The organism is Alphaproteobacteria bacterium, assembly GCA_019746225.1.
Taxonomy (GTDB): Bacteria; Pseudomonadota; Alphaproteobacteria; order Paracaedibacterales; family VGCI01; genus VGCI01.
Window position 1 is genome coordinate 1 of the sequence record JAIESE010000020.1, and the last position, 24,507, is coordinate 24,507.

The 24,507-nt window shown below is 43.7% G+C and carries 17 protein-coding genes, 1 tRNA gene and 1 other RNA gene; 7 read left to right on the forward strand and 12 right to left on the reverse strand.

Annotated features, from left to right (window positions below; translation table 11 throughout):
- From K2Y18_03690 to ssrA, 4 genes are all read right to left on the reverse strand, one after another.
- Nucleotides 1-1,259, reverse strand: a 1,259-nt coding sequence (locus K2Y18_03690) for a cadherin-like domain-containing protein (GenBank protein ID MBX9804840.1), incomplete at its 3' end; no start/stop codon positions are given.
- Nucleotides 1,260-1,514: 255 nt separating this feature from the next.
- Nucleotides 1,515-2,180: a YggS family pyridoxal phosphate-dependent enzyme gene (locus K2Y18_03695; GenBank protein MBX9804841.1), complete on the reverse strand. Its 666-nt coding sequence runs from the start codon at nucleotides 2,178-2,180 to the stop codon at nucleotides 1,515-1,517.
- Entirely contained in the window at nucleotides 2,161-2,667 is a 507-nt protein-coding gene (locus K2Y18_03700; protein MBX9804842.1) for a hypothetical protein, read from the reverse strand. Before K2Y18_03700 ends, K2Y18_03695 begins: the two co-directional genes overlap by 20 nt.
- Before the next feature lie 52 nt (nucleotides 2,668-2,719).
- Nucleotides 2,720-3,116: a transfer-messenger RNA gene (gene ssrA / locus K2Y18_03705) on the reverse strand.
- A 50-nt stretch (nucleotides 3,117-3,166) separates the two neighbouring features.
- Between ssrA and thyX the strand changes: the two genes are divergently transcribed.
- Together thyX and K2Y18_03715 are read left to right on the forward strand one after the other, a co-directional pair.
- Nucleotides 3,167-4,129, forward strand: a complete 963-nt coding sequence (gene thyX, locus K2Y18_03710) for an FAD-dependent thymidylate synthase (protein ID MBX9804843.1) — start codon at nucleotides 3,167-3,169, stop codon at nucleotides 4,127-4,129.
- A 9-nt stretch (nucleotides 4,130-4,138) separates the two neighbouring features.
- On the forward strand, nucleotides 4,139-5,437 hold the full coding sequence (locus K2Y18_03715) for a 3-deoxy-D-manno-octulosonic acid transferase (protein ID MBX9804844.1): 1,299 nt from the start codon (nucleotides 4,139-4,141) through the stop codon (nucleotides 5,435-5,437).
- A 238-nt stretch (nucleotides 5,438-5,675) separates the two neighbouring features.
- Here K2Y18_03715 and K2Y18_03720 read toward each other — a convergent pair whose 3' ends face one another.
- A complete protein-coding gene (locus tag K2Y18_03720; GenBank protein ID MBX9804845.1) occupies nucleotides 5,676-6,569 on the reverse strand; it encodes a DUF2971 domain-containing protein in 894 nt (297 codons plus the stop codon).
- Between the two features lie 350 nt (nucleotides 6,570-6,919).
- Nucleotides 6,920-6,996 (reverse strand) — tRNA-Asp (locus K2Y18_03725).
- Nucleotides 6,997-7,194: 198 nt separating this feature from the next.
- Between K2Y18_03725 and K2Y18_03730 the strand changes: the two genes are divergently transcribed.
- The 5 genes from K2Y18_03730 (at nucleotide 7,195) to K2Y18_03750 (ending at nucleotide 16,844) form a co-directional block, all read left to right on the forward strand.
- A complete protein-coding gene (locus tag K2Y18_03730) occupies nucleotides 7,195-7,545 on the forward strand; it encodes a DoxX family protein (GenBank protein MBX9804846.1) in 351 nt (116 codons plus the stop codon).
- Between the two features lie 52 nt (nucleotides 7,546-7,597).
- The gene (locus K2Y18_03735; GenBank protein MBX9804847.1) at nucleotides 7,598-9,379 is read left to right on the forward strand and encodes an ABC transporter ATP-binding protein/permease; all 1,782 of its coding nucleotides are present in this window, start codon (nucleotides 7,598-7,600) and stop codon (nucleotides 9,377-9,379) included.
- Between the two features lie 123 nt (nucleotides 9,380-9,502).
- Nucleotides 9,503-9,973, forward strand: coding sequence for a hypothetical protein (locus K2Y18_03740; GenBank protein MBX9804848.1), 471 nt, complete (start codon nucleotides 9,503-9,505; stop codon nucleotides 9,971-9,973).
- A gap of 153 nt (nucleotides 9,974-10,126) precedes the next feature.
- Nucleotides 10,127-10,885: an NAD kinase gene (locus K2Y18_03745; GenBank protein ID MBX9804849.1), complete on the forward strand. Its 759-nt coding sequence runs from the start codon at nucleotides 10,127-10,129 to the stop codon at nucleotides 10,883-10,885.
- An 88-nt stretch (nucleotides 10,886-10,973) separates the two neighbouring features.
- Complete coding sequence (locus K2Y18_03750) at nucleotides 10,974-16,844, forward strand: ankyrin repeat domain-containing protein (GenBank protein MBX9804850.1); 5,871 nt, start codon at nucleotides 10,974-10,976, stop codon at nucleotides 16,842-16,844.
- Here the strand turns inward: K2Y18_03750 and K2Y18_03755 are convergent.
- The 6 genes from K2Y18_03755 to K2Y18_03780 all read right to left on the reverse strand — a co-directional run bounded on the left by K2Y18_03755 (nucleotide 16,828) and on the right by K2Y18_03780 (nucleotide 24,405).
- The gene (locus tag K2Y18_03755; GenBank protein MBX9804851.1) at nucleotides 16,828-17,730 is read right to left on the reverse strand and encodes an aminoglycoside phosphotransferase family protein; all 903 of its coding nucleotides are present in this window, start codon (nucleotides 17,728-17,730) and stop codon (nucleotides 16,828-16,830) included. The genes K2Y18_03750 and K2Y18_03755 overlap by 17 nt on opposite strands.
- Nucleotides 17,731-17,840: 110 nt before the next feature.
- The gene (gene asnB / locus K2Y18_03760) at nucleotides 17,841-19,808 is read right to left on the reverse strand and encodes an asparagine synthase (glutamine-hydrolyzing) (GenBank protein MBX9804852.1); all 1,968 of its coding nucleotides are present in this window, start codon (nucleotides 19,806-19,808) and stop codon (nucleotides 17,841-17,843) included.
- A gap of 5 nt (nucleotides 19,809-19,813) precedes the next feature.
- Nucleotides 19,814-21,757 carry a polysaccharide biosynthesis protein gene (locus K2Y18_03765; protein MBX9804853.1) on the reverse strand — a complete coding sequence of 648 codons (1,944 nt, stop codon included), beginning with the start codon at nucleotides 21,755-21,757 and terminating at the stop codon, nucleotides 19,814-19,816.
- Nucleotides 21,720-22,988 (reverse strand): O-antigen ligase family protein, encoded by a 1,269-nt coding sequence (locus K2Y18_03770; protein MBX9804854.1) that lies wholly within the window; start codon nucleotides 22,986-22,988, stop codon nucleotides 21,720-21,722. Before K2Y18_03770 ends, K2Y18_03765 begins: the two co-directional genes overlap by 38 nt.
- Entirely contained in the window at nucleotides 22,985-23,395 is a 411-nt protein-coding gene (locus K2Y18_03775; GenBank protein MBX9804855.1) for an EVE domain-containing protein, read from the reverse strand. Before K2Y18_03775 ends, K2Y18_03770 begins: the two co-directional genes overlap by 4 nt.
- On the reverse strand, nucleotides 23,395-24,405 hold the full coding sequence (locus K2Y18_03780) for an NAD(P)-dependent glycerol-3-phosphate dehydrogenase (GenBank protein MBX9804856.1): 1,011 nt from the start codon (nucleotides 24,403-24,405) through the stop codon (nucleotides 23,395-23,397). The genes K2Y18_03775 and K2Y18_03780 overlap by 1 nt, the downstream gene beginning before the upstream one ends.
- Nucleotides 24,406-24,507 lie beyond the last annotated feature (102 nt).

Consider the following 24,507-nt stretch of genomic DNA (forward strand, 5'->3'; position numbering starts at 1 on the left):
ACAGAGCTGATTGTCAATGTATGATTGTCATCCACGTCCGTAACGTTGGCCAAAAGAGCGGAGGTGAGATTCAGAGACGCATTTTCAGTTGCGGCAAAAGCCGCGACAGTTGGCAAAATAGCCATCGGCGCATCGTTTACGCCCGTGATAATAATAGACCCATGAATGGAAGGTGTGGCAGCAAGATACTCATCCTTCACTACGTAATCAAAAGAAATTGTTTGTTGGATGCCTTGTGCCAAATGGTCGAAATCTGTGCCAGGATTAAAGGTAACCACCCCTGTGTTTACAGTAACATGGGAATCTCCAGTGACAGAGCTGATTGTCAATGTATGATTGTCATCCACGTCCGTAACGTTGGCCAAAAGAGCGGAGGTGAGATTCAGAGAGGCATTTTCGGTTGCTGCAAAAGCCGCGACAGTTGGCAAAATAGCCATCGGCGCATCGTTCAAGCCTTTCACACTAATGTCCAGAGTTGCAATGTTCGAGAATCCTCCAAGACCATCGCTAATCCGATAAGTGAACACATCATGAACGATCTGATCTTTGAACAAACCTTGAACATTCGCATCACTGTTGCGCAACGTATAGGTATAGGCGCCATTTGCAGTCAGGGTAAGATTGCCATAATTCCCAATACCTGTAAGGGGCGTCACGAGAATAGCCGGCATTCCAGTTGATACATTTGAGTCGTTCGAGAGCACATTTGCGCTAGCGGTTACTGGACCGTCCTCAACCACATTAGCCGTGTCGTTTGCAGCTATAGGAACAGCTGTTTGAACCACGTTGAGTTCAATCTTTTCAATGTTGACAATTTTTAAATTCATATAGGGAACGTAATTATGAAAATCAAAGACTCCATTTCCCCGTCGAGAATTGAATGCTGCGATAGCAGCTGCCAGGTCATTGGCTTGGGCTTGTGTTACAATCAACCTTAAGGTGTCTGATCCGCCGTCGCCGTCATAATAATCAGAGGCACCTATATTCTCAGAAACAGAATGAATAAAGAGGTCTTTTCCAGATCCGCCAAGAACAATGTCAGAGCCAGATCCACCATTCAAAGTGTCGTTACCCCCGCCACCTACGATCAAATCATTGCCAGAACCCCCATTAATAATATCATTTCCCTTGCCACCGGTGATGATGTCATTGCCGCCCCCTCCGTTGAGGGTATCGTCTCCTTTTCCTCCGATAATGATATCTGAGTCGTTCGTTCCAGTGATAGTGTTGTTTAACTTGTTTCCAATTAATATTGCCATAATACAGACTCCTTAGTTAAAGGAACTTTTAATATACTCACCCATACTACATAGTAAAATATAGGTTTTTTATTAAAATTATCAACTATATTGAGAATTTTAAGATTACACAAAATTTGTATCATCAAAATGCTAAAATTATTATATAATTTGCTTTAAAAACAAATACATAGTATTTTTCATGAATTTCAAATATCAGAATTGTTATTTAAAATAAGACAGAAAATTAACTTATAACATTTTTAAAGTTAATAATTAAGAAATCCACAAAGCGGTCCCAACCCGAACCCAGGTGGCGCCGTGAGCAATGGCGACCTCGTAATCCGCACTCATCCCCATGCTCAACTCTGATAGCTGATGAGTTTGCGCTAGATCCGCAAGTTTTCGAAAGTGGGGGGCGGGATCTTCATGGGCAGGAGGAATGCACATAAGACCCGTGAGAGGCAGGGCGTGTGTGGTGCATAACGCAATCAGAGCGGGGAGGTCTTTCTCTAATACCCCGCTTTTTTGGGGTTCGCGACCCGTATTCACTTGAATCAAGACCTTGGTGGTGCGGCGGAAGGGATTTCCCCATTCCTTGGCAAGAACCTCTAGGAGCTGGGGACGGTCAACGGTTTCAATGACATCAAATAGGGTAAGGGCCTGTTTGACTTTATTGGTTTGTAATGGGCCAATCAGATGGAGGCGAAGATCAGGGTATTGGGCGCGAAGGTCGGGCCATTTTGAGGCGGCTTCTTGAACGCGGTTCTCACCAAACCACCGTTGACCTACTCCGAGGAGGGGGCAAATGGCCTCAGGGGATTGATTTTTGCTCACCGCAAGGAGAGACACAGAACTTGGAGGTCGACCTGCGTCTTCACAGGCGCGCTTTATGGACTCTTTAATTATAGCAAGAGATTGCTTACTTTTTTCGAAAAGCATCCAACACGACAACATTGGTGCCATTTTTGGCTTCTTCGGAGATTGGCGTTTCCGTATTCGCCTTCGTCTTGGCTTTGGACTTTGATTTTGCTCTTATCGGCAATTTCTCTGGAACGACCGTTTCATGAATGGTTGGGGAAAACTGCAACCCAAACTTCACGGATGGATCAACAAAGCTGACAATCGCTTGAAGAGGAATGGTTAACCGCTCATGAATATCATTGAAGCATAAGGTGACAAAGAAACAATCTTCTTCAACTTCGAGGTCCCAAAACTCATATTGAAGCACGATCGTAATTTCTTCAGGATATTGCTCCTGCAAGTAATCCGGCAAATCAACGCCTGGATAATCTGTTCGAAAGGAGATATAGAAATGGTGATTGCCTGGCAAACCCCCTTTGGAAACTTGGCTTAATGCCTCTCTTACAACAGAGCGCAAACTCTCTTGGACCAGGTGTTCATAATCAAATTTTGTTATCTTGCTCATGGGACTGGTTCCTTATCTGAATTCACCACATTGATTAAATTCTTAAAAATTAAGTGGGGGGCTTCCTGTTGCTCGGTGCCCCCCGAACCGCCTGCATAAAGCCACTTTAATCAGCTATTGCCGATATTAAGCACGCTTTAAATATGCAACCCTTACAGGAGCCGGAGCTCCTCTACGGTTTGCATTGTCAGACCGCATATTGCGGTTTGATGCAGTAAGTGCATTGTTGTTAGCACCTATTAAAACAGCCCGATAACGGTGGTACAATGCCGGGCAAAAGACATATCTTTACTACGCACGTCGATCCTGTTTCACCCCCATAACACTAATGGTGGAGGCGCCGGGTACCGCCCCCGGGTCCGCAACGCTTATTCCATAAATCGTTTATCGCCATAGAGAGTTACCCCTCACTATATAAAATAGGGTGTTTTCACTGGAAAAAAAAGGGGTTTAACGCTAATCTGGTCATACTTTTAAAAAAAATATGCTTGAGGAACCCATGTCAACTGCCACGAAATCAGATAGAATTCAAGAAATACAACAGCTTAAGGAAGAACAATTTGTCACACGCCGGGCGACAGTTTTTTCTTTAGAAAACATCCTTTATGAGCCTTTTTCGGTCCTAGATCATGGTTTTGTCCGTGTGATCGATTATATGGGAGACGATTCAGCCATCGTTCAAGCGGCCCGAGTGTCCTATGGGAAGGGCACAAAAATGGTTAATGAAGACAAGGGCTTGATCAATTATTTGATGCGCCATCGCCATTCCACCCCTTTTGAGATGTGTGAGATGAAATTCCACGTCAAATTGCCCATTTTCGTGGCACGCCAGTGGATTCGTCACCGTACCGCCAATGTGAATGAATATTCCGCGCGTTATTCGATCATGGATAAGGAATTCTATATCCCAAGCCCAGAGCACTTGGCCGCTCAGTCTACAACAAACCGCCAGGGACGGGATGAAGTCTTGCAAGGCGACCAAGCCGCACGCGTGCTGGATTTGTTGCGTGAGGATGCCTTGAAGTCCTACAGCCATTATGAAACGATGCTGAATGAAGATCGGGACGGCAATGTGATCGATCCGACCCTTCCAGGCCTTGCGCGGGAATTGGCGCGCATGAACTTGCCCGTGAATTTTTACACTCAATGGTATTGGAAAATCGACTTACACAATTTGATGCATTTCTTGAGCCTTCGGGCGGATCCTCATGCTCAATATGAAATCCGCGCTTATGCGGATGTCATGCTAGACATATTGAAGCAGTGGGTTCCCATCACCTATGATGCCTTTATGGACTATCGGGTGGGCTCCACATCCCTGTCAGCAAAGGGCTTAGGGGTTGTGAAAGCTCTTTTGAAGGGCGAACCCATCGATCAAGCAACCAGTGGCATGAGCCCTCGCGAATGGCGAGAGCTTCATCAAATGCTTGAAATAAGCCCCCCTCAGGCGTGTCAGCCCTAAGGGATGAGAGTGCCCCTTCTTCTCACACTCTATCAACGATTAACCCCTTTTTTAGAAAGGGGTGTCGTGGCTTATGTGCACAAACGCTTGAAAAAGGGAAAAGAAGACCCCCATCGTCTCAATGAACGATTTGGAAAAGCCTCGAAAGCCCGCCCTAAAGGCTCTGTTGTGTGGTTTCACGGGGCAAGTGTGGGAGAAGCCGTATCCCTTTTGCCGCTTCTTCACCGCATTCGCAAAGAATTCCCCCACATCACCCCTTTGGTAACAACTGGTACCGTATCAGGCGCATCCGTCATGATGAAATCCCTGCCACAGGGGTGCATTCATCAGTACAGTCCCATCGATATACCCGCATGGATTGGCCAATTCTTGGACTATTGGCACCCAGATATCGCCGTTTTTGTTGAATCAGAGTTTTGGCCAAATGTTCTTTTGGGATGCCGCGCCCGAAAGATTCCACTTTATTTGGTCAATGCCCACCTCTCAGAGAAAAGTTTCCGATCCTGGAAACGGTTTCCTGGCGTCATCAAATATCTACTCTCCTGCTTTGAGGTATCCCTTGCCCAATCCAAAACCATTGCCCAAAGGCTCATCGATTTGGGTGCCCTCCCTTCAAAAGTGCGTATATGTGGCAACATGAAGTTTGCGGCAAATCCGCTTCCCTATGATGCCGATGACTTAAGTTTGTTGCAGGCCGCGCTCCATGGACGTTCCGTTTGGGTTGCTGCCAGCACCCACGATGGTGAAGAGGACTTCGTTGCTGACGTTCATAAACGCTTGAAAGAAGCCCTCCCCACTGTGTTGACCATCATCAGTCCTCGCCATCCACGGCGTGGTGAAGACATTGTCAATGCTTTGACCCGCAAGGGGTTAAAAGTGACACGTCGATCTCTCCAAGAAAAGATTACCTCATCCACAGACATTTACGTGGCGGATACCATGGGAGAGCTTGGCTTAATATATCGATTAAGTGATGTTGCTTTTCTCGGTGGGACCCTCACCCCCATCGGCGGTCATAATCCCATCGAAGCTGTTTTGTTAGATTGTGCGCTGATTTGGGGACCCCATACCCATAAACAAACGGAAATATGCGATGTCCTGAGGCCCAGTGCCACGGTCGTGACCACACGCGAAGAATTTGCAACTGCCTTGACGCATCTCCTGACAGATAAGAACTTGCGCACAGAAAAGATCAAAGAAGCCCGCCATCTTTCTGCAGCCCAAGCCCATATTTTAGAAGAAGTGATGACGGCTTTGAGGGAAAAGCTGGGAGCAAATGATGACAGAACAAGGCCTGTGCGTCGTTAGTAAAAACCCACATTCATAGATAGAAAAAATCAAGCCGTTCGGTACCTAAAATTCTGCTCAAAGCCCCTCGTCGTCATTGCGAGCGAAGCGAAGCAATCCAGGGGCCACAAAATAAATCTTGAAGTTTTCTTCCCTTCAAGCACCCCTCTAATAACTTGTCCTTGGCCCCTGGATTGCTTCCTCGCTACGCTCCTCGCAATGACGATTATATGTTAACCTTCTGACGTAATCTCTGTAGTCAGCTTGCTTTATATGGCTCGTTCGGGAAACTTTCTAAAACCCAATCCACGATGCACTTACCGTTTAGGGCATCATCACTATCATCATACAGAATGCCAAATTTATACTCAGGAGGAGATCGCGGAATAATTGCCTGCAACTTTACGTTATCATTATAAATGTTCTTGCAAATTGTCTTTAGAACATCAATTTCATTCTCAGGAAACCTTACTGTATATAATATCGCTTTTAAACTGACTTCATGAATATTTACTTCAGATATACCAGGTTTATAGAAAATTCTATGTTCGTTCTCATAATTCCAATTATTTGACTTATTTGTGAAATTATCCATATTAGAAAAGTTGTCATTTAACCATTCATCCGGATGCCCCGGACCTGTACTATTTTTATTATATATGATTTTCTCTATCTTTCTGCCTTTTGGGGGGTTAATTTCATATATGAGGGCTAATCCCCTAAGGTTATCAGCATAATGTGCAAACATTAGTTGAGCTGAATCATCGTAAAATACATCCAAGGAGGAGACACAAAATATACCAACAGAAGTAAACACTATATTCTCACTAATAAACTCATAATCCTTTTGTGTTATGGTAGGAGCATCTTGAGTGTGAGTAGCTAGTCTTCTTTGGAATTCATCGATACATTCATTTTTATTTGTGCCGGCTTTATAAGCATTTTCTAACATCTTGCTTCGAAATACTCCATCGTCAAATTTCTTTTTAAAAATATTCCAAAATGCTATCGGTTTTCCACTGCAATCAGTTCCTATATAAGCAAGCTCATTAAAATCATTAAACTCATACACTGTTGAAAAATATATAGTTTTATTGATCAAAGACGATAATGTGTTTTGATTATAGGGAACGAATTTTACAAAATAAGGCATAATCAATCTCAGGTTAGGGAGGGCGCCCGTCGATAGGCTAATTACCCAGGGTTTCTCGTATTTCATTAAATTAATTATATATAAGAAATGTTAAGTTTCTATTTATTTTAAATTCAGTGTTCCGTCATCGCGAGGAGTGAAGCCGAAGCCATCGGCGGAGGTGAACGACGTGGCGATCCATGTATTTTGTATTTCTTGAAACAAAAAATACGTTGAATTATTCAAATGCATGGACCCGGCTACGCCTAACGGCTATGCCATGGCGAGTTGCCACGTCGCGAAAGCACTTTGTGCTCACGCTCCTCGCAATGACAAAATTCTTTAGGGAAAATTATCTTTGGAAAAATGGGTGGCGGGAGTGACGGGACTCGAACCCGCGGCCTCCTGCGTGACAGGCAGGCGCTCTAACCAACTGAGCTACACCCCCATTATCCTCTTCATGGACTTAATCTTGTTAGCCTACTTTATCACTTTACGTCAAGGAAGAAATCAGAGCAACCTTACAGATTCCTTGTATAGCTGGGGGAGAATTCGAAGGAGGACATCTCGAATTTGGTATTTACTTCAATAAAATTGGTAGGCAATATTGCTTTAGAAATAAACGAGCAACATAGAGTGAGGGACAATGGAATTAGTAGCTCGGGTACTCCTTATTGCAATGTTTTTGTATGGATCTATCTCAAACACCATGAAAACGGATAGGCTGAAGGGGTTGATGCGATCGAAAAACATGCCCTTTGTTGACATTGTGTTTCCTTTGACAAATTTATTGATGCTGGCCTCAAGCCTAGCTATGATCTTTAATTTCTATGCTCATGTAGGGGCCTTATATTTAATTGTCTTTATGATTCTTGCAACCTATTATTTTGCTGATTTTTGGTCTGTAAAAGGGACCGATCGAGATATGAGGTTGAACCAATTCACACTAAATCTTACTGTCATTGGCGGATTGTTGTTTTTTGTTTTAAGATCATGAAGAATCTTTTAGGCCTACACCCTCGACGTATGGCCTATTCCTGGAGATTCAAGTGGAAACCCCTTCGGTTATAAAATTTATCTTTCAGTGCATAAAGCCTTACCGTTGGTGGGTGGTGGGGCAAATTTTTGTGGCCATTATTTGGGCCATTGATCTTTCTTTGAGTCCCTATATCCTCAAAGTAATGATCGATCGCATGCCAGGACTTGATCCTCGTAAAGCCTACGATGCTCTCCTTTTTCCAGCTCTTCTTTACTTTTCCATGTCGGTTCTGGTTTTTGCGATCTTTCGTTTCTATGATTATCTCTGGCTTCACATTAACCCCTATATGAAACGTCATATTGGTCTCGTCTTGATGGACCGCATGATGAGTCACGCCCATTTCCTCTTTCAAGATCACTTTTCGGGTAGTTTGGGAAATAAAATAAAAGATGTTATGAGCGGTGTCCCAGACGTATTAAAAATTGTCATTGATCGCTTCTTCAGTCATGGGCTTGCTCTTGCTATGGCTGTATGTGTTGTTTGGACGGTCCATATTCGCTTCGCAATTGCGTTGTGTCTGTGGGTTAGTATCTTCATTGTCGGCTATTTCTTACTCTCAAGAAAGGCACGCCTTTTGAGTAGTGAAGCGGCAGAGGTACGGTCCTCAGTCGTTGGCACTATTGTGGACATTTTGGGGAACATGTTGACCGTTCGACTCTTTTCAGGTCGTGAAACTGAGAAAAGAAAGCTAACGAATGTTTTAGGAGAATATGTAAAAGCAGATCAGCGACGCGATTGGTTTTTCTTGAAGATGAATGGCTTATACGGAGGGTCCTATGTTATTCACAACGGGGTCGTTCTCTTTTGGCTTGTTCAAGGATTTCAACAGGGGACCATTTCTCCAGGGGATTTTGCCCTCATTTTAATGGTGAGTATATCCATAATGAATTCTCTTTGGGGCCTTTCCAAGGATCTGATTCAAATTGCAGAATTGGCTGGAAATGTATCGCAGGGTTTGGGTATTGTCCTTTCCCCCCTTGAAATTGAGGATGCAGCAAACGCAAAGCCGCTTGTTGTGAACCGTGGCGAAATTATCTTTTCCCAAGTTCATTTCCGATATCGGGATGCGGAGCCAATTTTTGAGAATAAGTCGGTGACCATTCTGCCAGGACAAAAAGTTGGGCTAGTTGGGTATTCAGGGGGTGGCAAAACAACCTTCTTAAGTCTCATTTTACGGCTTTTTGACCTGAATTCAGGGCATATATTAATCGATGGCCAAGATATCTCTGAAGTAACCCAAGACTCTTTGCACAGGAATATCGGAATGATTCCGCAAGATCCCTTCCTGTTTCATCGCAGTCTCAAGGAAAACATTCGCTATGGCCGCCTGGAGGCAACTGATGCCGAAATCAGAGAAGCGGCCCAAAAGGCATATGCTCATGAGTTTATCGAGGCCTTGCCACGGGGTTACGGCTCATTAGTTGGAGAACGGGGGGTAAAGCTATCTGGCGGACAGCGCCAGCGGGTAGCCATTGCACGCGCTTTCTTGAAAAATGCGCCGATTTTGTTGTTGGATGAAGCAACATCTCAATTAGATTCCGTAACCGAACGTAACATCCAAAGTGCTTTATGGACATTGATGAAGGGCAAAACGACGCTTGTCATTGCCCATCGTTTATCCACCCTTTTGCACATGGATCGCTTGTTGGTCTTTGATCAGGGAAAGATTGTGGAAGAGGGGACCCACGAAGACCTCTTGGTCAAAGGCGGCCTCTATAAGACCTTATGGGATACCCAAGTCGGGGGATTTTTACCAGAATACCGAGAGCCCGAAGAAGAATTAAATGTTTGATTTATTAATTAGTAAATAAGAAATTTCTATTCATTTTTTTTAAAACGAATTTAAAAATAAAACTTTAAGTTGCATGATTTGCAAATTCATTATATATTGCATTTGAAATTTATTAAGGTAGAAATGCCTAAAATGGAGGTTTTAATGATATATTCAAAAAGTATATTTTCATTGTTGGTTGCAACTTTGTTTGTTGTTGGTATGGGAAATGGAGCAGCAAAAGAGGTTGGATTCGATATTATCAGTGAAGGAAGTCTGCTTGATGGATATCAACTAAAACTCGAGATTTGTAAATTAGATAATTCTAATATGACCTCATCTTTCACACAAACAATCGATCTTACCAATTTTGAAAAAGAAACAAATAAATTTATTCCCCTCAATGTAACATTTGACGACTCATTGCCTGGAAAATTGAACGTTTCATTATTAGATAGCGACAAGACTGTTGTTGAGGGAGATTATGTTTTCTTAAATAGTTTAAATCAACTGCAAGGGCTCCAAGTTAACCTTGATGGTCTTACAAAAAAAGTGTCAGTGAGTACGCTCAATGACCGCCTTGGCATGGCGTTATTAAGCGCCCCCCAGTCTTAAGTCTCCTTCATAATCCCCCCAATTTAGTCCCTGAATTTGGGGGGCGTTATCCCTTGAAATTAATACCAACCAGACCCTTTCAATAAATTTTCGCCAAAGGCTGAAGATATTTTATATAATGGACTTAGGGTAAAGATTGGATAAGGATGAATTATGAATCTCGCATTTATCGCAAGCGCCACAGAAGAGGCCCTACAAGCTCAAGAAACCTTGCAAAGACTGTACACCTCAGTTGCGCCTGAAAAAGCGGATGTGATCATTGTCCTCGGCGGCGATGGCTTCATGCTCAAAACCCTTCATCAATTCCAAGCCCTGAATAAACCAGTCTATGGAATTAATTGCGGAACGGTCGGCTTTTTGATGAATGCGTATCAAGAAGAGGATTTACTGAAAAGGTTGAAGATGGCGCGTGAAACCGTTCTTCATCCCTTAAAAATGACAGCAACAGATGTGGCTGGCAAAACTGTTGTCGCCCACGCCATTAATGAGGTGTCCTTGCTGCGCCATACTGCGCAAGCGGCCAAGATTCGTATTTATGTGGATGGCGTGGCGCGCCTCGATACGCTTGTGTGTGATGGCATATTGATTGCAACACCTGCAGGCAGCACAGCCTACAACCTATCCGCCCATGGCCCCATCATCCCGATTAATGCGAACCTTCTCGCCCTCACGCCCATCAGTGCTTTTCGTCCCAGACGCTGGCGGGGGGCGCTTCTCCCGGATACGGCTCAAGTAACCTTAGAAATTCTAGAAGCCGACAAACGCCCGGTGAGCGCTTCGGCAGATGACCTTGAAGTACGTGATGTTCAACGGGTTGAGATTCACCAGGATCCAAAAACCCAGTACCGCCTCTTGTTTGATCCCCACCACAACCTGGAAGAACGCATTTTGGGTGAACAGTTTTTGGTATAGGTCTTGGGCGAGCTCCCCGCTTAATTAACGATTCTTAAAGACGTTCCTGTCATCATAAGTTAGATGATCTTGTTAAGGACGACAAGTAATGGTGCGCTTTATTATTGTTTTATGGTTTGTACTCGTGGGGAGTCTATCTGCCGCTCAGATAGCGAATGCCTCCTCAAAGCTAGAAGTCCCAACCATTAAGCAGGCTTCACAAATTGAGAAAAACATTCGTGCAGGCGATTGGTTGGTCCTTGATATTGACGCCATATTGTTGGTTGACCTGAAAGGGGGAGGGGCTGCTCACAATATCGATCCCCATTTAAGCCAAATGATCAACCTTATTCTTCAGAAAAACGCACAGCTCCCTAAAGGGAGCGAGTCTAAAAAGATAAGAGTCATCTTTCTGACCGCGCGCGATTCTAGTCTTAAAGAGAAAACGGAAGAGCAACTCGAAAATATTGGGATTGATCCAAAAGGGGTTGAATTGATTCTCAACCTTAATCCTAGTAAGGAATTACTGACACTCTATGAGGCAGCCTCGATTAAGCCAAATCGTATTCTCGTCGTCGATAATCGACCAGAACATTTGACTGCCATCCTAGAGGCCTTTAAGGGGCTCCCTAAGATGGTCTTGCCCTATCTCATGGCAAGCACCTATCGACTTTTTCAAAGTGTATCGCCTGAGGACACCATAACTTTTCCTGAAACATTAGATAACCTTAGCTATTTAGAACATTTATCAGGCGGCTCAGGGGGCGTTTTCGTGTTAAGGGATAGGAGCGGACAAAAATTTACCCTGAAATGCGGTCAAAATATTATCCATATGAAAGAAGAAATAACGGCAGATGCCTTGTATCGTAGTGCTGGCATCAAAGTTCCAGCGTTTGCTGTCTATGATCATCTTCCAAACATTCAGGAAGTCATGGCACAGTGTAAAGGATCAGCACTCAACCGCTTAGCAAAGTTTGTTGAGCCAGGAAACCAAGACAAAGGGACCCTTACACAACAGATCCGTAAAGGGTTTGTTGAAGATGCAACATTTAGCAATTGGGACATCATTATTGGCGATTTCAAGAATGTTGTCCTTGATTTGCATGGCGTTGCGTGGCGGGTCGATAATGGAGGGGCCTTACGCTATAAGGCACTTGGCGACCGGAAAATGGGAACTGAGGGCTGGGACCCGAACACGGTAACAGAGCTGCATACGATGAGAGATCCAAAAATAAGCCCCCCTGGATCAGAAGTATATGGAACTTTAACAGATGTTGACTTAAAGCAGCAGGCCGCGAACCTCCTCACAAAGAAGAATGCGCTGTTTAGAACGCTAGATGACCTTGACGCCGCCATTCACTTAGAAAACCCCCAAGAACTTCTGGAAATGTTGCACCATCGCTTGGATGATTTGATGACACGTTTCAAGATTCAAGCTCTCCCACATCGGCCCGTTCCTCAAGAAAAAGGATTCTCATTAGCCAGTGCTGAAGAAGCGGTTACGGATAAATCGGCTGCTGGGATTCTCATCTATGCACAAGATCCAACGACTAAAAAAATCATGGTTTTGTTGGGCAAGAGGGTGGGCCATAACTGGTGGGGAAATTTGGGTGGGGGAAGTGAGATAGGACATGGCGTACCCGATAAAACACTCGCTGACACTGCGGCTCGAGAAGTTCAAGAAGAATCCATGGGCTTGATCACCTATTCATCCATAAACTTGAAGACCTATCCATCCCATGATTTGGTCAATCCAGATGGCGTTGTTTATCGTATGTACATTGCTCCCTATAATTATGTGAATGCTAATAAAATCATCGAAGAACCTGAAGTCGAAGAGCATCATTGGAAGCGGGAATATACAAAGTTTAAATGGGTCCCCTTAGGGAATATCCTCGATGCTTTAGCTATTTCCAAAGTTTTTAAAGAAGAAGATGAAGACACCATCGCCGTTGATGGACTCATCCTGCATCCACCCCTTTGGCATATGCTGAAATCGCCTCCCGTCGTGGAAGCTTTACAACGTCTGAATAAAGGGCTTGTCCTCCAACCCCCATTTTGGGTGAAGCCAAAGGATTCAAAAAACCCAAAAGCCAAGGTCTTCGAGGCTATTCGCCATACGCAAGGTGTCGATAAGACCCTGACGCCCATCACCTTTGCAAAAACGAAAGAACAGCTGACGGAGCATGTATTACGTCAAGGTCAAGTCATGGCTGAAATGAAAAAGCGAGGCAAGTTTGGCGTTGGAAGCGAAGCCTCTGAAAAGATTGAAACCATGAAAGGGGTTATCTCAAAAGACCAAGCCCAAGCAGTGAACCAGGAATTAAAAATGATTCCCTTATCTCAAACAGAGGCCCACCTGGTGGAAGTGCTTCCTGATAAACTTCCTCAGTCTTCTGCAATGCAAGTCGAAGCGTTTCTTAAATATGATCAGAAGCATCCCGATTATATAAAAGATACGTATTATGTGAAAACTTTGATAGATGCCTTGGAAACAGAAAAGCAACATAAGGATAAAATTGTTTTCTACCATGGAACGGACCCTTTTGTTTGCTTTATCTATGATTTTTTCACTGAATATCGGGCTCAGTTGAGCGCACTTTCTCCCGATACTCTTAAGTCTTTGCGAATATTGGAGAAGCCGTTTAAGAACATTCTCGATGTCGAAGATTTTATTCAGTCTTTCATTAACAGTACGGGACATGTCTCTAATTATGGTGCCGCTGCATCGAGTGGCATCGCGTATAACACACTTGGTTTGTCTTTTAATTGCTTTTTGTTCGGCAGTCACCAAACAGCTGGGTCAGAAACATATGTCTATTTTTATGAATCAAAAGCCGTATTTGGACTCGGGGATTTTGAAACCTCATTTAAAGCGTTTACACCTGGACTACCCCTTACGTTTAAAAATTACTTGTCCTTGTTTAATCAGTATTTCCGAGATACAAAAAACACCAAGCTTGTTCAGGCGTTTATTGATCCCCGCGTTGTTGATGCTGTAGCCTATTTGGCTGTCTCAGGGGGAAATGTGATTAAGCTTAAGGAGCCAGAAGGCTATCATGGCTTTTTAAAAACCATACCCGTGATTCGAAATAACCCGAAAGGGGCCCTGGCTTTATTTAAAGATTCCGTTCCCCCCATTGAAAATATGGACATGCTTCAAGCGCGTCTCTTTTTGAAACCAGAGATCTTCAATCGTCCTGAGTTGGTGCAGATTCACACCTATTGGCGCCACCCCATTTCCCTTGATCAAGAACGCACCTATAAAAAGAAACTCAGCGATCTGGTTGCCCAAGACATTAAAGATGCTCTCTTAAAAGGGAGCTTTAAAGGAAGTGACTTTGCTGAAGGAAAACCTGCTCTGAAAAAACTTCATGAGCAAGTCCAACTTGGACAGCTTGGTATAAAACCAAGTTCAGGCATAGAGAAAACACCAGAAGAGAATATGTCAACGGCGCTCCTTGCGGGAGATAGCGTTCAGATCGCTCAACTCCTCACAGACCATCCTAAGATGGACTTTGTAAAGCCTGTAAAAGTCTATTTGTTTGATAAGAGTTTGGGTGCAGAAAGGCTACGGGGAACATCCCCTCTGTACAAACTTTCACCAAGAGATGGTGTCGATATTTTGAGTTGGGCTGTTAGAAACAATAAAGAGGACATCATTAAGTTACTGGTTAAGGATGCTCCCAACCTCATCACAGATCCGCAATTCGCAAATAATCAAAATGGCAATACTCTCCTTCATCAGGCTGTCAAAGAAGGTAGCACAGCTATGGTTAGTCTGCTTCTTCAAGAAGTGCCACATCTCCTCGACGTTTCCTTCGTAAAAAATAAAGAGGGTGATGGACCCCTCCATCTCGCTGTTAAAGAAAATAATATATTAATGGCACAACACCTTCTTAAAACGGCACCACAGCTCCTTGGGGATTCCCTTATAAAAGATAAAGATGGGAATACCCCCCTTGATTTGGCCATTATGGAAAAGAAAAATGATATGGTTGCTTTTCTCCTCATACATGCACCACAAATGCTTACCCATCGTGATTGTAAGAAAAACAAAGTCTCAGATGCTCTATTGGTGACAAAAATTGCAGAAATGGCAATTTCTAACACAAAAAACAAACAGATAGAGCAAGCTTTAAAGAAGTTTCTTGCCTGTGCTAGTCCACAAGCGAGCAATACCACGCTTAAAAAATTACTTGAAAACAAGTCGGATGAAGGAAAAGAAATAGCTCTTTTGTTATTAGATAACATTAAGGATAAACTCGATGACACCTTGGTCGAAGCGTTCCTCAAGAATGGTGACCAAGAATTATTGGGTATCTTATTTAAAAAAGATATTAACGTCAAAAGTGTTATTCAATATGCCACTTATAACAAAAAACCTGAAATTGTTGATTTGTTATTGCTAAAACGGAAACTCACACCCGATGAGCTTGATGATGGCATTCATAGCGCGCTGACAAATTTTACCTCCCAGGTTCTTCCGAAGTTGCTCGCCCTCAACCCAACAAAAACTCCGAACTCTGATGCTTATATTGATAAGAACTTGCAAGGGTATTGGGGGGATATTGTTTTTGAAGATTCTATTATCGGAAATCAGAATGTGATTTTTGACTTCTTATATAGAAGACTCAAAACCATAAAAAATCGCTACTTTATATTAGCCATCGATTCGAATAATATGCATGCCCTCGAAAAACTGCTTGCCCCTGAATATCTGAAGCGGGCCGGTGTCCTTCCAGACACACGGTATAAGAAGATTCAAAAAAATACCTTCACAAAAGAGTATGTAGAACTGGACAAAGAAGAATTGGACAAAGCGAACCGGGCTTCTTTAAGCTACTGGTTAGAGTATATTATGGACATTGCCTTCACAGTCCATAATACGGATGTGCTCGATTATATTCACAAACACTTCTCTTCTACCTTAGATAAAATGCCCTACTGGGCAATCCGTTCGGCGCTACAGTCCGGACATGATACCAAGAGTATTTTGCGGTTTTTAAAGACAAATAAGGATTTTGCTGACGGGCTATCGTTAGCTGCAGAACATGGGGATGTTGAATTAGCCAGCGATCTGTTGACCAAGCTCAAAGATACTCCTGAAGAACCGGATGCTCTTGATCGGGCCCAGTCACAGGCAATCTATCATCTGAAGAGCCCAGGTCAAGAAAAGATCCATGAAATGATTTGGAAACGGATGAAGGAACTGAAAGCCCCCAAGCTCAATAGCACCATTATTGCAGCCATTGAAAGTGATGAAAGCAGCCTTGATCTCCTCAAGAAAATTGTTGCCGAATTTAAACCCAATCTTAACTTCGTGGAAGGGTTTGTAACCCCCCTGATTAAGGCAATCGTTGCCAATGATTACCCCATGGTGAAATATCTCTTGGAACAGGGGGCTGATCCCAATCTACCTGGTGCGTCCTTTACTCTTGGTTACCCGCTTTCGTTTGCCATACTTGAATTTATCAAGTACACACCTTCGTCCGCCCGAGGTGCGAAGAATTATATGAATAAATATCCGGGTTTAAAGGGCCCATTTTCTTCCAACGATACACCGAATATAGATGAGCACAACGCAGAAATGGTGAAAATCCTTATAGAACATGGGGCAGATGCTTCTCGAAAAATCAAGGACCCGGAGGCTTCAACTTTTGTGAAAGTCACCGTTCAAGATATGGCCGAAATATATTCACCCGGTACCATTGATTATGACAATAAAGAGAAGAAACTGAATCCAAAAGATCTTGCGTGGTTTGACCATTTGCCCCCTGATAGAAGTGAGATATTTCTAGAAACCTCAAAAGGTAATATTTATTACAGAAATAATAATGGAAAGTTTCAAAAAGTTTCTACAACATTCATAAATGTAGCCGAACGTCATAGGTTATGGAAGGTTGTTGACGAACTCAAAAGAGCGACTGGTGAGGGGAAAGAGAACATTCATAATAAGCAAATTAATGTTGGATTTTAATTTCATCAAGTCCTGTTGCCACCTCAACAACAAGATCAGGCACCTCTCCATGGTCCTCAAAGCTCCACGCGCCGGAGAGGACCGTTATACAAAATGCCCAAGATTTGATTCGCGGTGCATCAAAGGGAAGTTCTTCTGCTAGAATTTTGAGACGCCTTTCTAAGAGGGTTGAGAGCGGTATTGGTGTTGGAAAATCGTTCAAAGCATTGCGAATCATGGCGCCCACCTCTGCACAAGGGTCACCAACGTATCCATGGGGATCAATTGCCTTCCAACCCGTCCCACTGCTCAGAATATTATCATGATGAAGGTCTCCATGAAGAAGAACATCCTGACTCCGATCTTGAGTGAGGTCATGGAATAAACCTCTCGCCTTTGCCAGAAGTCTTTCATCAAAGCTGCCTTCTAACAGAGGAAGAATCTTTGCAAGGTCAGAAAGGTGCCGAAATACGAAGTCGCTTTTGTGTTGTCCTTCGATATTTCGAATTGTATGGCAAATGATTTTTGTAGCCTCATCATCTTTTCCTTCCCTAACCAGCTTTTTAAGGGTATGTCCAGGCGTCAAATGTTCCATCAGATAGGCATTAAGAGACTGATCAAAAGCATACATCTCCGGAACGCCTTTCTCAATGCACTTCAACCATCGCATCTCTGGGATGAGGGTCCCCGTTTCCGGGGCCATCTTCAGAATCGCCCTTTTTTGTTTGGCATTCATCTCAACAAGGCATACAAAATTATAGGAAAGATTTGCCATGGGTTTCAGGAATCGAAAGTCCCATATAGTCTCTAAATGCCGGATGCGATGGGGCAGATCCTTCAACCAAGCGTCACCAACTTCACCATAAATATCATGGACATTGGAAACAAAGGGTTGGCTGAATTGCATTGAGTCACTCCTCGCACGGAATATTGGCTAGGATTAAAAGGGGCACATCCAAATCTATAACATAATAACCAATCACGGGCAAAGCTGGGGCTCAATTGTGGTTTCAAACCTCAACGATGGGCGAATAGCTTATCTCTTTTGACTTCAGGCTCTTGAAGTTGGGTTCGTGTATTGCGCCGCCAAGCTTCAAACATGAGTATCGACCAAAGTTTCTCTTTGTGATCAGCCCGACCCTCCAAATGAGCTTTCCACAAGGCCCGAATGGGGCCCGGATCAAACGTGTCCATCAAGGTTGTCGGGTTCATGAGATCTTCAGCCCAATCACGCAAAGGACCTCGAAGCCAAGTATCGATGGGCACCGCAAATCCCGATTTTGGTCGATCAATCAGATCTTGAGGAACATGCTTGTAAAGGAGTTGACGAAGCAACCACTTACTTGATCTCCCTTGGGTTTTAAAAGCAGTAGGCTGTGCCCAAGCCCATTCAACCACCCGATGATCAAGAAGCGGCACGCGCACCTCTAAACCAACACTCATGCTGGCGCGATCAACCTTTGTTAAGATGTCATCCGGCAGATACGTTAAGGTATCAAGGGCCTGCATTTTGGAAACAAAGTCATTAAAATGAGGAGATAATCTTGGCATGTTGGGGGCATAATGATGTGGCAAAATCTCTGAAGGTTCAGCCCAATAACTGATAAGGGATTCATAGAGAGCTTCGGATGTCTTTGCCTTCATGCATCGGGCCAGTTTGTGCATTTTATGACCCAACTGAGCGGGTCGCTTTGATGCTGGAATCAAGGAACTTAAGATATTCCAACCCGTAGGAGGCATCAGTGTTAAGAGGTTGGCAAAACTGCTTCGAAACGGGATATTCCTCATGGTTTTCCACATGGTATTTCCCCACATATAACGGGAATATCCTGCAAACACCTCATCTCCCCCATCCCCAGATAGGCCAACGGTTACGGACTGCCGAGCCAGCTGAGACACCAAAAACGTTGGAATTTGGGAAGAATCCGCAAAAGGTTCATCATAGATATGAGGTAGGTTGGGAATGACATCCAGCGCTTGGCGTGGCGTTACCATTAACTCTGTATGATCCGTTCCAAGATAGGTCGCAATCGCTTTAGCATAAGGCGCCTCATTATATTCTTTCTCGGCAAAACCAATTGTAAACGTTTGAATGGGTTTTGGGCTGTGGCGTGCTGCAATTGCCGTAACAAGTGAGGAATCAATCCCCCCTGATAAAAATGTACCCAAAGGAACATCCGAAATCATCCGGCGCGTCACCGCATCATTGAGAAGGTCCTCGAGATCTTCCAACGCATTTTGAGGGGAGGGATCCGGATTTTGTTCGAGGGATGATAGACCTTGAGAAATCGCATCCTCCAAGGTCCAGAAAGCCTTTAGATTTACTTGTCCATCAGGTGTTCGGCATAATATTGTTCCAGGAGGAAGTTTGTGAACCTCCTTATAAATAGACAGCGGCGTTGGCACATACGCATGCTTGAGATAGCCGGCGAGAGCTTCCAGATTTAATTTGGGGTGAAAATCTGGATAGGCACACAAGGCCTTGAGTTCAGACCCAAATAAAAACGAAGAACCTGATATCCCCCAATAAAGAGGCTTAATCCCCAAACGATCCCGAACAAGATATAAATGATGCTCTTTACGATCCCAAAGAGCAAAAGCAAATTTCCCATTGAACTGTTTGACCGAGGCTTCTACTCCCCAAGCAGCGATGGCTTCTACCATAACTTCTGTATCGGAGTGACCACGAAAAACAATGCCCTGCGCTTCTAAAAGAGGACGGAGTTCTTTGTTGCTGTAGGTTTCACCGTTATAGACCATAACCCATCGACCACAGTGTGAAATCATTGGCTGATGTCCAGCAGGTGACAAATCCTGAATTGATAAGCGGCGATGACCTAGGGCTAATCCAGCAGATTCATCAACCCAAGCACCTTCATCATCCGGACCGCGATGCCGAATGGCATTTGTCATGTCTGACGTAATCCGCATTAAAGTCAATGCATTCGTAAGTCCAGGAGTGATAAAGCCAGCAATTCCACACATAAATTTTAACCCGTTAACTTGAAAAATTGCGCCGAATCTGCATCATCCTCATCCAGATTCATTCTTTCCAATAAGGCTACGATTTTAGCCGTTTGACCTTTTTCTAGGAGTTCCGTTAGCTTGATAAGGAGGTCTTCATCTTGCGCATGGACGCAACTATTGATTTCTCCCATCATAACACCAGGTGTTAGCGATTGAAGAAGATCTGTTTCCTCAAAAGAGGGCTTCTGGATGACTTCCCCAGAAAATTTAACCTTAACATCGATCTCAGGGATTAACCCATTGAGGAGGGAAAGGGAACGAATCAAGTCAAGGAAACGTGAAGGTTCTCCGCCGGAGAGGTGAAGAACTTGACCTTTCGTTTTCTCATTGAGCAAAGCTTTGACGATCGCCTTTAAAATCGTTCTTGCCGCTTCTTCGGCAGACAATAAGTAGGAATATGAATCCGGTGACGGAATAGAAATATTAAGACCTTGATTTAACTGATCTTCCCAAAATGCTGTCACAGAGTCCAAATTATTCCATACATCACTACAATTAACGACGAGAAACCTCATTTGACTTTTCTTCTTTGATGCCCGATCGATGGCTTGAATCTGGCGTGAAACAAGGGAAGAGATCAGCCTGGTTAATCGTGTTGGAGTTTGCGCATTTATGAGCACAAATAAGCAAGCTTCTGTCCTTTGAATATCTTGAACTAGATGAAGAGGGCTTAAAATATTTTTCTGAACAGCCATCAAAAGATTGTCAGCAACTAAATCAGGATGCGTTACCCGATCCCCATGAATAATAACCTGAGGTTGATGCGTCTTTATGAGTCGATCCATGGTTGCCCGATCTGTAATAGACGCCAATACGTACTCACATTCCACATCGGGATAGAGTTGATCGAAACTAACCTTTAAGGAAGCTAAGGCCTGCTCAGACGGGTCAACCAAGATTAACTGTTTGGGATAAAAACCCACGATATGGTTCGCAAGCTGATGAACAACAGGATCATGTACCCCAGTGATCAAAACACGTGTTGAGTCAAAGAGCACTTGAACTTCCTGCCAGGTGGAATTTAGAATTGTATTTTGATCAGATTCCAAACGTGCTTTCCCAATCAGATCCTCAAGATGAAGAGGTCTCAAAGTAACTTCATGAGTTGCTGGTGAAACCTCGAATCGTAAACTTAATATCCCCTTTCCTTGAAATTTGAGGAGAAGGTGGCGCAACGGCATGTGATTTAAAGAATCTTGGGTAATGAGGAAGCGCTTTGGTTCTCGACCTTCTAATGATAATTTTTGAACGATAGAAACAAAGTCGCTAACCATCCCTAAAATTGGCACAGGAGGCGCCAAATCTTCATCACTCAATGGATGATTGAGGAGAATTCCTTCAAGATGATAGGGAAACGAGGTTCTATCCTCCCGATTCTTATCATTCTCTCTAAGATAAGCCCCAATCTGTTCATTGTACCCAATCACAACAACAGGGATCTTTGGTGACAACTCTACTGTATTCGTCTTAATCTCCTCCCGTCGCCAAAATGGGGCTATTAGGCGGGGAAGGAGGAGGCCCGTCATAAATAAGACTGTATTAACAATAGGGGTAAGGGGGGGCAAATTTCCCATGAGAAGCATCAAAGGATGATAGAATAAGTTTGCTAAAACAGCACAGCCTAAAATTCCAGGAATATTTTCCATGGATATATATTTTGACGAGCCTTGATAGCTACGAACCCAAGAAAATAAGGCAAAGCAAATAAGGGCAAACACAAGGCAGTGCTTTAAAATGAAAGGCATTTGAAGGGTTTGAATTTCACTTCCGAGCAAAATCCTCAAAGTGACGTATAGACTCAAAAGAGCCACCAATAAATCAGAAACAAAAATGACCAATTCGGTCTTTAGCTTTTCACTTGTTCCTTCTTTATTTACTTTCAGTAAGTTGAGAATATATTCCTTCATTCGCTTCCTTTTTACCGTTAAACATTGAGATTGTCAGGCCAATTATAATCCATAAACCCGAAATCCACCAGTTTTGCCAAAATCCTAAATTAACCCAAACGACAAGAAATGTCCCAGTAAATAATCCAGCGCTAACCGCCTTTTCGAGGGAAGATAAGCCAGTTCGATAAATATAGAATAGGCTGAGATAGGCCAGAAGTGTTCCAAGAATGACGCCAGGAAGCCCGAGTTCTAACCAAAGCTGAAGAATCGCATTGTGGGGATGCATCGCAATAAGGGGGGTATGATTTTCCCATTTTTTTCCGCTTTCATCTACATAGGTCCAATCTCTAAAAAGAGACGCTTTGTCGTGTGAATGTGTTCCATCCATTCCAATACCCCCAATTGGGTGTTCTAGACTGCTTGTTGCCACTTCATTCCAGATATAAAGTCGATCTAAATAGGCAGATGAATGAATGTAAGAGTTGTAGGCAGGGACATACTCAGGCTTGAAAGCGTACAAACTGATAAAAGGAAATGCCACGATAAAAAGAGGTACAAAAAGACGCATACCCCATGAACTCAGTCGTGGAAAAAGGAGGGTCCCTACAAACGCGCAAAGTCCCATAAATAGGCCGATATACGATGTATCGCAGTCAATTTGAAACAGAGTCCAAAAGACAATAATGAGCAAAAATCCACTTAGACTGAATCGCCAAAGAAAAGTGTAAGGCAATCGTAGGGCCCAGAGAATTGCTGGCCAAACGACCAAAGAAATGAGCAATGATCCTTGCGCATACGCTTTAGCCGAGGGTTTATTCAAATAATACCGCCAAGCTTGTCCCGACCAGTATTCTATAAGAAGGAAGAAAAGTCCTAAAAACAAGCCACCTAGTAAGGCACGAATCAGAGATTGCCGGGTACTTTGAGGTAAGCTTAAGCAAAGGCGGCACCAGAAGATACCAAGGAGAACAAGCACGAGTATTTTTAAACTCATGATGAGTGAAACAATCGGGTATTTTGCCCATAATGTCGTCACTATTGCCCACAAAGGAATCAAGAAAAGCGTTACAACTAAAGGATACGGCAACTCTTCAAGAATCTGTTTTCGGCTATAATAGAGACCGATCAATCCCCCAATGATGATTTCCCAAACGACCCCATGAGGAACCAAAATGGATACGGGAATAAAGAGAAAGATTAAGACTTTAAGGAGTTGGTTTGCGAAAGGGGAGAGGACAACAGGGGTCATTTTTCTCCCCCCATAGTCAAAATGAGAGCCCAAGAAGCTTCGTCGATGGGCATAACAGATAATCGAGATTGGCGAACAAGGGCTAAATGACCCAAGCGTTCCTCAAGCTTAATATCATCCAAGCTCACTGGTGCTTTTAAAGGCCTCACGGCTTTTACTTCCACCATCCCAAAGCGCCCTGTTTCATCCGTAGGATCGGGGTGGTAGGGGCGTGTAACTTCAACAATGCCAACGATTTGTCGATCAGAAACGGAATGGTAAAAGAAACACAAGTCACCCACTTTCATCGCTTTCAAATTGTTGGCGGCTTGATAGTTACGCACCCCATCCCAATGAGTTGTTTTCTTTGTAACTTGATCATTCCACGACCACGTGGATGGTTCTGTTTTGATAAGCCAATACTTCATTAGAACTCCAATTCTGATTGTCGAGATAAGATATTATCAACAACCTCATCAATCGCAACATCGTTGTATATTATATCATAAACCGCCTGACACAAAGGCATCGGAATAGATAAGGTTTGGGAAAGCCGAAGCACAGCTGCAACCGTTGGCACCCCTTCGGCAATGAACGCCGTTTCTTTTAAGATTTTAGAGGCGTTTGCGCCTTCTTTTCCAAGTGCGATGCCAAGGCGCATATTGCGGGATTGTTCGCTCGAACAGGTCAACGTAACATCGCCAACTCCAGATAGCCCCATAAATGTATCGCTTTTTCCCCCGAGAGCCATACCCAGACGGCGCATTTCAGCGAGACCCCGGGTAATAAGGGCAGAAGCGGCATTGTTACCAAAGGACTTCCCTCGCACAATGCCACAGGCAATCGCGAGAACATTTTTGACAGCACCGGCTACTTGAACGCCAATTGGATCATCGCTCACATAGCATCGGAATCGTAGATGACGTAAGCTTGACGCTACTAATCTAGCGACCTCTTCCTTCTCTGAGGCGATGGTAACCGCCGTTGGCAAATTCAGGCCCACCTCATCAGCAAAGGATGGTCCTGAGAGAATAACGATAGGATTGGGTAATATACTTCTGGTCATTGCAGATAGTAATTGAGGCTCTTTTTCTTCATTTCCTCTCACGATACCTTTTGCACAAATAACCCAAGGTGCATCGGGCTGCAAATATTGTTTGACCATATGACAGGTTTCAGCAATTGTCTGGGCTGGTGTGACTTGCAAGACCATATCCGCTTCAGAAATAACACTCAAATCACTTGTTATCACAAGATCTGGAGGCAAAGAAATTCCTGGAAGGTAGACTAAATTTTCAAGGGTTTTATTGATAATAACCGATTGTTCAGGCTGACGTGGCAGAAGAGTCACCTGTTGTCCTGCGCGGTGGGCGGTTAGGGCAAGGGCCGTTCCCCAAGACCCAGCGCCAATAATGCATATCTTTTTCATGATGAACATATACTCTCTTTGTGAACTTTATACTAGCTTTAATAGCAATAGAGGGTGCTGGAAACCATTGTTAAAGAGTTAATAAACTCTCATTTCTACGATGGGAGGCTC